Source organism: Paenibacillus sp. JCM 18996 (genome assembly GCF_055392555.1).
In genome coordinates, this window is record NZ_AP043884.1 from 1,623,457 (window position 1) to 1,632,500 (window position 9,044).

Annotated in this window: 6 protein-coding genes, 12 tRNA genes and 2 rRNA genes (1 of these 20 running past the window's edge); 5 read left to right on the forward strand and 15 right to left on the reverse strand. The window is 51.1% G+C overall.

The features are described from left to right. The first annotated feature begins 332 nt into the window (after positions 1-332). The 3 genes from ACZ5N7_RS08100 (at position 333) to ACZ5N7_RS08110 (ending at position 3,020) form a co-directional block, all read left to right on the forward strand. Entirely contained in the window at positions 333-974 is a 642-nt protein-coding gene (locus tag ACZ5N7_RS08100; RefSeq protein ID WP_464658609.1) for an ANTAR domain-containing response regulator, read from the forward strand. After that, on the forward strand, positions 971-2,008 hold the full coding sequence (locus ACZ5N7_RS08105) for an anthranilate phosphoribosyltransferase (RefSeq protein ID WP_464658611.1): 1,038 nt from the start codon (positions 971-973) through the stop codon (positions 2,006-2,008). Before ACZ5N7_RS08100 ends, ACZ5N7_RS08105 begins: the two co-directional genes overlap by 4 nt. Before the next feature lie 118 nt (positions 2,009-2,126). Then, the gene (locus ACZ5N7_RS08110; protein WP_464658612.1) at positions 2,127-3,020 is read left to right on the forward strand and encodes a metallophosphoesterase; all 894 of its coding nucleotides are present in this window, start codon (positions 2,127-2,129) and stop codon (positions 3,018-3,020) included. 45 nt (positions 3,021-3,065) lie between these two features. On the opposite strand, the gene ACZ5N7_RS08115 is transcribed toward ACZ5N7_RS08110, so the two are convergent. Further along, entirely contained in the window at positions 3,066-3,887 is an 822-nt protein-coding gene (locus ACZ5N7_RS08115) for a phytanoyl-CoA dioxygenase family protein (RefSeq protein ID WP_464658613.1), read from the reverse strand. A 73-nt stretch (positions 3,888-3,960) separates the two neighbouring features. Here ACZ5N7_RS08115 and ACZ5N7_RS08120 point away from each other — a divergent pair, with 73 nt between their 5' ends. Together ACZ5N7_RS08120 and nfsA are read left to right on the forward strand one after the other, a co-directional pair. After that, positions 3,961-4,818 carry a helix-turn-helix domain-containing protein gene (locus ACZ5N7_RS08120; protein WP_464658614.1) on the forward strand — a complete coding sequence of 286 codons (858 nt, stop codon included), beginning with the start codon at positions 3,961-3,963 and terminating at the stop codon, positions 4,816-4,818. Positions 4,819-5,063: 245 nt separating this feature from the next. After that, on the forward strand, positions 5,064-5,801 hold the full coding sequence (gene nfsA, locus ACZ5N7_RS08125) for an oxygen-insensitive NADPH nitroreductase (RefSeq protein WP_464658615.1): 738 nt from the start codon (positions 5,064-5,066) through the stop codon (positions 5,799-5,801). Positions 5,802-6,116: 315 nt separating this feature from the next. Here nfsA and ACZ5N7_RS08130 read toward each other — a convergent pair. The 14 genes from ACZ5N7_RS08130 to ACZ5N7_RS08195 all read right to left on the reverse strand — a co-directional run. Next, positions 6,117-6,190: transfer RNA gene (locus tag ACZ5N7_RS08130), tRNA-Gly, on the reverse strand. A 14-nt stretch (positions 6,191-6,204) separates the two neighbouring features. Further along, positions 6,205-6,278 (reverse strand) — tRNA-Pro (locus tag ACZ5N7_RS08135). A gap of 10 nt (positions 6,279-6,288) precedes the next feature. Continuing rightward, positions 6,289-6,371: transfer RNA gene (locus tag ACZ5N7_RS08140), tRNA-Leu, on the reverse strand. Between the two features lie 14 nt (positions 6,372-6,385). Then, a tRNA-Arg gene (locus tag ACZ5N7_RS08145) sits at positions 6,386-6,462 on the reverse strand. Positions 6,463-6,524: 62 nt separating this feature from the next. Further along, positions 6,525-6,599, reverse strand: a tRNA-Gly gene (locus ACZ5N7_RS08150). Positions 6,600-6,739: 140 nt separating this feature from the next. Then, positions 6,740-6,819, reverse strand: a tRNA-Leu gene (locus ACZ5N7_RS08155). Between the two features lie 14 nt (positions 6,820-6,833). Beyond that, positions 6,834-6,909, reverse strand: a tRNA-Lys gene (locus tag ACZ5N7_RS08160). Positions 6,910-6,937: 28 nt separating this feature from the next. Further along, positions 6,938-7,009 (reverse strand) — tRNA-Gln (locus ACZ5N7_RS08165). A gap of 52 nt (positions 7,010-7,061) precedes the next feature. Next, a tRNA-Asp gene (locus ACZ5N7_RS08170) sits at positions 7,062-7,138 on the reverse strand. A gap of 8 nt (positions 7,139-7,146) precedes the next feature. Continuing rightward, positions 7,147-7,220, reverse strand: a tRNA-Met gene (locus tag ACZ5N7_RS08175). A 16-nt stretch (positions 7,221-7,236) separates the two neighbouring features. Then, positions 7,237-7,312, reverse strand: a tRNA-Val gene (locus ACZ5N7_RS08180). A gap of 75 nt (positions 7,313-7,387) precedes the next feature. Beyond that, a tRNA-Lys gene (locus tag ACZ5N7_RS08185) sits at positions 7,388-7,459 on the reverse strand. 45 nt (positions 7,460-7,504) lie between these two features. Beyond that, positions 7,505-7,621, reverse strand: a 5S ribosomal RNA gene (gene rrf, locus ACZ5N7_RS08190). 135 nt (positions 7,622-7,756) lie between these two features. Then, positions 7,757-9,044 (reverse strand): 23S ribosomal RNA (locus ACZ5N7_RS08195); it runs 1,638 nt beyond the window's last position.

Consider the following 9,044-nt stretch of genomic DNA (forward strand, 5'->3'; position numbering starts at 1 on the left):
TCTCCTTTATCTTTTAGTTAACAAAAAAAGCCCTCACGCGTGAATAAAACTCACACAATTAGGCTTCGTTGCCCGAAAAATGACACGCCGGTGTGCCAATATCGTTTATAACAGTTGTGGTCACGATTGTTGTGACACTTTTATTATATGTGCGCATCATGTTTATGTCAATAAATATAACATAAATTTTGATTGCAAATAATATAAATTGATTTCAATTGACAAAAAGAAGCCTTATGTTACTATTATTTGTAGAAAAATTAACATCTACTGTTATGCTTCTTCAACAGGCCGTGTCTTCCCGCACCAAATCTTTTGTTGGGGGTTATTATATGCTTCAATCTTTAGTACTTATCGATGATTTAGCGGTAACCCGGCTCCAGACCGTGTCTTCCCGTTCGTCCGGGAAGCAGCCGCCCACCGCGGATTATTCGCCGAAAGCGAAATTAAGCCATTTGGGGTATCGTATTCATATGGTTACTTCCTATAAAGAGATCAACCTGCATCTTCACAAAGCGGACGCCGCTATTCTTTCCGTACCGGCACAGCATATTTCCGGATGGAGGCAGAAAATTCAGGAGAACGGAAGAGTCCCCATCCTTTGGTGGTGTGACGAATGGACCTATGTTCCCGGAGAGTGCACGTTGGATACGGATATTGACGGCATGCTGTCCCCGGGTATGAGTCCCGCCGATATTCACTGCGCCCTGATGCTTTCTTTCAATCACTATTTTCAGCGTTCGGAGTGGAGGCAGGAACGGGAGCAGCTTTTATCGAAGCTGGAAGAACGGAAATGGATCGAGCAGGCCAAGCGGATTCTTAGCGAAATCAAGAAAATTCCCGAAGCCGAAGCTTACGAATTTTTACGCAAACAGGCTATGAATGAAAGAAAACGTATCGTCGATGTGGCAGCCTCTATTGTGAAGGTGTACCAGCTGCTGCAGGATCAGAAAAAAGGAGGGTACAGATCATGATTTCACTGCTCAAAGAAGTTGGGAGAGGCAAGCGCGGGGCGAGGGATTTGACCTATGAGGAAGCTCTGCAGGCTGCCGAGTCGATCTTGACCGGAACGGCAACCCCTGTACAGATAGGGGCTTTCCTTGCAGCCGAACGGATTAAAATGGAATCGGTTGAGGAGATCAGGGCGTTTATAGACACCTACCGCTCGCATTCCAAGCAGTTTCCCGTCAAAGGAAGCTTTGACTCTGCTGGACCGTACGACGGCCGAAACCGTTCTTTTATGGCTACACTGGCCAGTTCTTTTGTGCTTTCGACTTCTGGGGTACCTGCAGTGCTGCACGGCAGCCCCTCTCTCCCCCCCAAGTGGGGTGTCACTTTTGTGGATGTGCTTCATGAGATGGGAATTGAAACCGGGCGGCTATCGCAAGAAACGTGGATTAAGGCCGCTGGGCAATCCGGCTTTCTATTCGTTCCTACGGAACAATGGTGTCCGCCGCTAGCGTCAATCAGGCCCGTCAGAATCGAGATGGGACTGCGCACCGTGTATAACAGTGTAGAGAAGCTGCTTCGCCCGACGGATGCGCATTTTATGGCTGTCGGAGTGTTTCACGGAACCGTATTTGAAAAAATGGCCAGAATGCTGATCGAGCTCGGTGTGCAGAAAGGGATTATTATTCAGGGAATGGAAGGTTCGGAAGACCTTGCCGTAGATCGAAAGACCCGCACCTATCTCGTTCATGACGGAACCAGCGAGCTTTTTATCATTGACCCGGAGCTCTTGGAGCTGGATGCCGATTGCCCGGAAAAAGAGTGGACCGCACAGGAGCAGGCAGCCGTTACGCTGTCGGTCCTCCGCGGGGAAGCGGAGACGCCTTTTATGAATATGGTGCTGCTTAACAGTGCCGTACGGCTGTGGATTGCGGGCAAAGCGAACTCCATCGAGGAAGGCGCGTATAAGGCGCGGCATATTTTGGCGGAGGGGTTGGCCCTTGAGAAATATAACCGTTGGACGGAGAGTCTGAAGGAGCAGATTATGCAAAAGCCTTAGAATGGAGCCGCCGTTTCCCGGGCCGGGTACGGCGGTTTGTCTTTATGGAAACAACATTTGACACAATCCGCTCCTCTCTCTACACTAAACAAAAAAAGACACAAGGGCAGGATTGCAGATGAACAACTCGACCGATGCGAACGGAGCGGAATTCAATTCTAAGATAACCAGAAGGACGTTTCTGAAAAAAGGGGCTAAATGGGCCGCAGCCCTGGCAGTAGTCCCCTTTCTGGGCTTCGGTTATGCCCGATTTGCCGAGATCAACTGGATCGTCACGAATGAGGTGTTACTGAGTTTCGCAAAACTTCCGCAAGCCTTCCACGGACTTCGAGTCGTCCAATTCAGCGATATTCATTACGGCTTCCACTTTGGCCAAGAGCAGCTCCTCCGTCTGGTGGATAAAATCAACCTTCTGCAGGCGGATTTGATCTGCATGACCGGTGATCTGTATGACTCGTCCATTGGTTCGGATGCGCAGGAAGTTATCGGTGCCTTGGCCAAGCTGAATGCTCCTCTGGGCAAATGGGCGGTTGTGGGAAATCATGATTATATCGCCGGTGCCAAAAAAGTTGCCGGCGTGCTGAGGACAGCGGGGTTTAATACGCTCACCAATGCATCGCTCCCCATACAACGCGGAGGGGCTGCAATCAGGGTTGCCGGTGTCGACGATATGGGGGAAGGAAAGCCGGATCTTGAGGTGGCCTTGCAATCCGCCAAGCCTGACGAATTCGTGCTGCTTCTCTCCCATGCGCCGGATTTTGCTGATGTCGCCGTACGGCATCCGGTTGACCTGCAGCTGTCCGGACACAGCCACGGCGGCCAGGTGCGTCTGCCTTTGATCGGCAATACCTCGGCTCTTCCTTTGTACGGCCGCAAATATGTGGACGGTCTATATACGCTGGGCGGAGGAAAATTGCAAGTGTATACCAACCGCGGAATCGGCGTTTCGGTCTTCCCTGTCCGCTTCCTCTGCCGTCCGGAGCTGACGGTTTTCACTTTACATCGGGCGTAGCGGGGTCTAGGAAAAGGATAGCCGCACGGGGCTGTCCTTTTCCTATTAATGGGGTCCCATGGCCGCATACTCCACTCCGCAAGGACCCGAATCCGTGTTGGACTCGATGTCTACCTCATTACCCGCCGCATCGAACAGCGGCTTGTAATATTTACCTATGCGACTGGTGGAAGCGCCGGTGTAATGGCAGATGAACGCTCTCCGAAAACGGTCGGCCGACTGGTTCGGATAAGATCCGTGTATGATGCTCCCGTTAAAGAAAAGAACGTCCCCCGCGGCCATATTCACCGGTATCACCGGCATCCCTTCCGGAACGGTCACTTCATCGGTTGTAAAAGATACGTTCGGGTCCGCCTCGTGCGGGCACTCGATGTCAAGCCCGTTCGACCTCGGAACGACCATCAGGCCCCCGTTCTCTTCATCGGCAGCATCTACCGCGGTCCAGGCGGCGATGCAGGTTCCCGGTTCCACCTTCAGGTAAAAATTATCCTGATGCAGCGCCTGCCCTTTCGCGCCGGGTGGTTTGAAATAGAACATGCTCTGCGCGGCCAACGCTTCTTCACCGAACAATAACTCCAGCACATTCAGTACTTTGGGATGAATCATGTACCGGAACGCCAAATCATTCACACGGTGCGGGTGCATCATACGGGGATACAGCTTGAGGATGTCCCCTTTGGCTTCTTCCGGAGTGGAAGGCTTAAAACAGCCTTCGATAGGCCCGCCTGCATGCATGTCCATAAAGTTAATTTTGATCTCTTCCACTTCCTGCGGGCTGAAAAGCCCTTTCACAACCAAATACCCCTCCTGCTGAAACTGCTGCAATTGCTGCTCGCACACGGAATTTTGCCGGTTCACGTTATTCATTTTAAATCTCCTCATTCTTTTATCAGTTCTATATTCATTGTAAAATGAAAGAAACGGGAAAGGAATGATGCGAATGGCTGAAAACCATAACGATCCTGCTGCTTTTCCACCATTAGAGGATACGCTGGCCCCTGCTCCCGGATTGCTGGTGGCGGACCACTTTATTCGTGGCGGCGAATATGAAACCTACCGTTCCAAAGGAACGAGGGACTGGCTGATCACCTTTACGCTTGACGGAGAAGGCACCTATTTATTAGACGGCAATGCATATCCCTGCACCAAAGGAGATCTCATCATCCTGCTCCCTGGCACTACTCACCATTACCATACAAAAAGAGGCATAACGTGGGATTTTATGTGGGCGCATTTTGTTCCTCTGCCTGGATGGAACCGGTACCTGCAGTGGCCAGAGCTCACAAAAGGTCTGCTTCATGTGAACATTCAGGAGCCGCATCTTTTTACACGTGTCAGGCAATGCTTCCTGCGTATGATAGGGGACAGCCGAAGGACCGGTGCTTTTCATGAGGAGCTCGCGCTCAACGCCTTAGAGGAGGCCTTGCTGGTCGCTTCAGGGCAGTTGGCATCCCGCGCCCGGCAGAGTATAGACCCAAGGGTCGAGCAAGTGCTCACATTTCTTACGGAGAACCTGCAGCATAACAGATCGGTCTCTGAGCTCGCGCGAATGGTATCCTTGTCACCGTCCCGGCTGGCTCATCTGTTCAAGCAGCAGGTCGGCGACTCGATTGTGGAAACGCTCATCAAGCTTAGGCTGCGCCATGCCGCCCGTCTTCTCGAATATACGAACCGGTCGATTGGAGAGATTTCACAAGACGTGGGATTTCAGAGCCCTTTTTATTTCGCAAAGCAGTTTACCGCGTTTTATGGAATGAATCCGACATCTTACCGAAAAAATAAGGGAGTATCCCGTTAACAACGAGATTCAAACTGTCGTATTTACGCAGGACTCAGTCTATGCCGGCTCTTTTTAAGACCATCATCGTTGAAATGGGGCATCTTCGCACGGGGCTCAGTCTCTAACTTCCCCGTATATGACCATAGCTGAAATGTGGCATTTTCGCACGAGGTTGCAAGCTCCTTTGAAGGTGAATTTGAATCCGGCAGGCATTAGTGCTATTTTATAAACATTCCATTTCAGTCACAAGGAGGCTCCACCCCATGAATTCGACGATCACTACCATGCTCCGGCATCGTTCCGTGCGAAAATTCAAAGACCAGCTTGTCGAACCCGAGAAACTGGAGCTTATTTTACAATCGGCCCAGATGGCCTCCACTTCGAGCAACGTCCAGGCATACAGCGTCATTGGAGTCACCGATCCCAAACTTAAAAAAGAATTGTCAGTCCTGTCCGGAAATCAAGCCTACATAGAGCAATGCCCCATTTTTCTCGTCTGGTGTGCCGACTTGTATAGACTACGCGAAGCAAGCCGAATGCATGGCGAACCATTTATCGCGGAAACGACTGAGAATTTCATAATAGGCACGGTTGATACCGCGCTTGCCGCCCAGAACGCCGCGGTCGCCGCAGAAGCACAGGGACTCGGAATAGTCTACATCGGCGGGATTCGCAACCGGATTGCCGAGGTCACCAAGCTGCTTAAACTGCCTGAGCTTGTATACCCTGTCTTTGGAATGTGTATGGGCTATCCCGACCAGCAGACGCTGCTGCGTCCCCGTTTAGCCAAAGAAGCCGTATTTCACCTCAACGGTTACAATAAGGCTTCCATAGAAGAGCATATAAACGACTATGATTGGGTGGTACGCCATTACATGAAGGAGCGGACCGGCGGCAAAGTGGAGCGTTCCTGGTCCGAGCAAATGGCGGAAAAGATGAAGGTAAAGGCCAGAGCACATATGAAATCATACCTCGAGAGCCAAGGTTTTCTTTTGCAGTAAAGGCTGGGGACGACAACACATTAAGAAAGCAGATTACAGGGAGCTTTTCCTGTTACTTGATGAGTAACCGGATCTACTTGCAAACTTTAGTTCCGTATAATCGATTTCAACCATTTCGTTCATCAGTGGCGCGGGTTTGACAGCCAGCGCCGTGTGATGTTCCAAAACAGCCCTGCTGAGGAGCAATTTTACCGCGACGTAGTAAGCCGAACAGAATGTGAATGTGGCGTGGAAGCTACTGTTTCCTCCAAAACTTTCTATGAAGTTAAAAAATCCCCGAACGAGCAATCGTTCGAAGATTCTTTCGCATATGTATGGAGCGGATGATGGGAATCGAACCCACGCTATTAGCTTGGAAGGCTAAAGTTCTACCATTGAACTACATCCGCATTGTAACTAAACATCGGGACGACACGATTCGAACATGCGACCCCCTGGTCCCAAACCAGGTGCTCTACCAAGCTGAGCTACGTCCCGATATAGTATGTGGTGCCGGTAGAGGGACTTGAACCCCCACGGTTTCCCTCACGATTTTGAGTCGCGCGCGTCTGCCAATTCCGCCATACCGGCAAATTGAGTTAAAGTGGCGTGCCCTGAGAGATTCGATCTCCTGACCTTTTGATTCGTAGTCAAAAGCTCTATCCAGCTGAGCTAAGGGCACTCAGGCATCTTCGAGGCAAATGTCATTTGAAATAACAGGCTTCACATTTGCGAAGCAATAAATGGAGCGGAAGACGGGAATCGAACCCGCGACCCTCGCCTTGGCAAGGCGATGCTCTACCGCTGAGCCACTTCCGCATAAGCACGCTGTTTAACAGCGGCAAGAAATAATATATCAGCTTTTTTAAGAAATTGCAAATGTTTTATGACAGGCTGATAACTGTTAAAAAAGAAAAGAAGCTTTGAACATGGGTTTGTTAAAAGCTCTCTCTTATTGATGCGCGTAGAGGGACTTGAACCCCCACGGTCGCCCGCTAGATCCTAAGTCTAGTGCGTCTGCCAATTCCGCCATACGCGCCAATTAAAATTAAATGGTGAGCCATGAAGGACTCGAACCTTCGACACCCTGATTAAAAGTCAGGTGCTCTACCGACTGAGCTAATGGCTCATGCTCTAGGAATAATAGAGTAAGGATACTGGGGATCTAGGATTCGAACCTAGGCATGACGGAGTCAAAGTCCGTTGCCTTACCGCTTGGCTAATCCCCATTATACGGTAACGCATCAACGAACTTATCACTCTCGCATCTGTGACAAGTTATGGCGGAGCTGACGAGATTCGAACTCGCGGTCTCCTGCGTGACAGGCAGGCATGTTAGGCCTCTACACCACAGCTCCATAATATATTGCGGGGGCAGGATTTGAACCTGCGGCCTTCGGGTTATGAGCCCGACGAGCTACCGGGCTGCTCCACCCCGCGTCGTTAAAAAGTTCTATGGTGGAGGCTGACGGGATCGAACCGCCGACCCTCTGCTTGTAAGGCAGATGCTCTCCCAGCTGAGCTAAGCCTCCTTATATTTGAAGTACTGGCAACAGGCGGCAAACAAACTTTATTGGATTCCATATCATGCCACTTGGCAGGCAATCTGATCTATAGGGCATTCGAACCCCTGTTACCTCCGTAAAAGGGACGTGTCTTAACCCCTTGACCAACGGACCAACTTGATAAAGCGGACCCACTTGATAAAGGCATAAAGAAGAAACGCTTGGCAATGTCCTACTCTCCCGGGACCCTGCGGTCCAAGTACCATCGGCGCTGAAGGGCTTAACGGCCGTGTTCGGTATGGGTACGCGTGGTTCCCCTTCGCCATGATCACCAAACGTTTTATTTCTTTCAGGGTGTTTATTCCCTGAAAACTAGCAGCGAATTCAACGTAAGCTTGTTTGTTCTTTCGGGCCCCGAGAAAGTATTTCGGATTCCGCTTCGTCAGCTTCCTCTTCACTTTCTTGGGTATTAGGGTTAAGCCCTCGACCGATTAGTATTCGTCAGCTGCATGCATTGCTGCACTTCCACCCCGAACCTATCTACCTCGTCGTCTACAAGGGGTCTTACTGAATTGGGAAATCTCATCTTGAGGGGGGCTTCACGCTTAGATGCTTTCAGCGCTTATCCCTTCCGTACTTGGCTACCCAGCGGTGCTCCTGGCGGAACAACTGGTACACCAGCGGTACGTCCATCCCGGTCCTCTCGTACTAAGGACAGCTCCTCTCAAATTTCCTGCGCCCGCGACAGATAGGGACCGAACTGTCTCACGACGTTCTGAACCCAGCTCGCGTACCGCTTTAATGGGCGAACAGCCCAACCCTTGGGACCTACTTCAGCCCCAGGATGCGATGAGCCGACATCGAGGTGCCAAACCTCCCCGTCGATGTGGACTCTTGGGGGAGATAAGCCTGTTATCCCCAGGGTAGCTTTTATCCGTTGAGCGATGGCCCTTCCATTCGGTACCACCGGATCACTAAGCCCGACTTTCGTCCCTGCTCGACCTGTTTGTCTCGCAGTCAAGCTCCCTTCTGCCTTTGCACTCTTCGAATGATTTCCAACCATTCTGAGGGAACCTTTGGGCGCCTCCGTTACTCTTTAGGAGGCGACCGCCCCAGTCAAACTGCCCGCCTGACACTGTTCCCGATCCGGATCACGGACCCAGGTTAGAACCTAGATACGATCAGGGTGGTATCCCAACGTCGCCTCCGCACAAGCTGGCGCTCATGCTTCTTAGGCTCCCACCTATCCTGTACAGATCGTACCCAAATTCAATATCAAGCTGCAGTAAAGCTCCATGGGGTCTTTCCGTCTTGTCGCGGGTAACCTGCATCTTCACAGGTATTAAAATTTCACCGGATCTCTCGTTGAGACAGCGCCCAAGTCGTTACGCCATTCGTGCGGGTCAGAATTTACCTGACAAGGAATTTCGCTACCTTAGGACCGTTATAGTTACGGCCGCCGTTTACTGGGGCTTCGGTTCACAGCTTCGGTTTGCACCTAACCACTCCCCTTAACCTTCCAGCACCGGGCAGGCGTCAGCCCGTATACTTCGCCTTGCGGCTTCGCACAGACCTGTGTTTTTGCTAAACAGTCGCTTGGGCCTTTTCACTGCGGCCCCCTCAGGCTATTCACCTTACCGGGGCACCCCTTCTCCCGAAGTTACGGGGTCATTTTGCCGAGTTCCTTAACGAGAGTTCTTCCGCGCGCCTTAGAATTCTCTTCTCGCCTACCTGTGTCGGTTTGCGGTACGGGCACCTT

Coding starts and splice junctions, on each gene's coding strand:
- ACZ5N7_RS08110 (WP_464658612.1), top strand. CDS start 2,127: ATGAACAACTCGACCGATGCGAACGGAGCGGAATTCAATTCTAAGATA.
- ACZ5N7_RS08115 (WP_464658613.1), bottom strand. CDS start 3,887: ATGAATAACGTGAACCGGCAAAATTCCGTGTGCGAGCAGCAATTGCAG.
- ACZ5N7_RS08100 (WP_464658609.1), top strand. CDS start 333: ATGCTTCAATCTTTAGTACTTATCGATGATTTAGCGGTAACCCGGCTC.
- nfsA (WP_464658615.1), top strand. CDS start 5,064: ATGAATTCGACGATCACTACCATGCTCCGGCATCGTTCCGTGCGAAAA.
- ACZ5N7_RS08105 (WP_464658611.1), top strand. CDS start 971: ATGATTTCACTGCTCAAAGAAGTTGGGAGAGGCAAGCGCGGGGCGAGG.
- ACZ5N7_RS08120 (WP_464658614.1), top strand. CDS start 3,961: ATGGCTGAAAACCATAACGATCCTGCTGCTTTTCCACCATTAGAGGAT.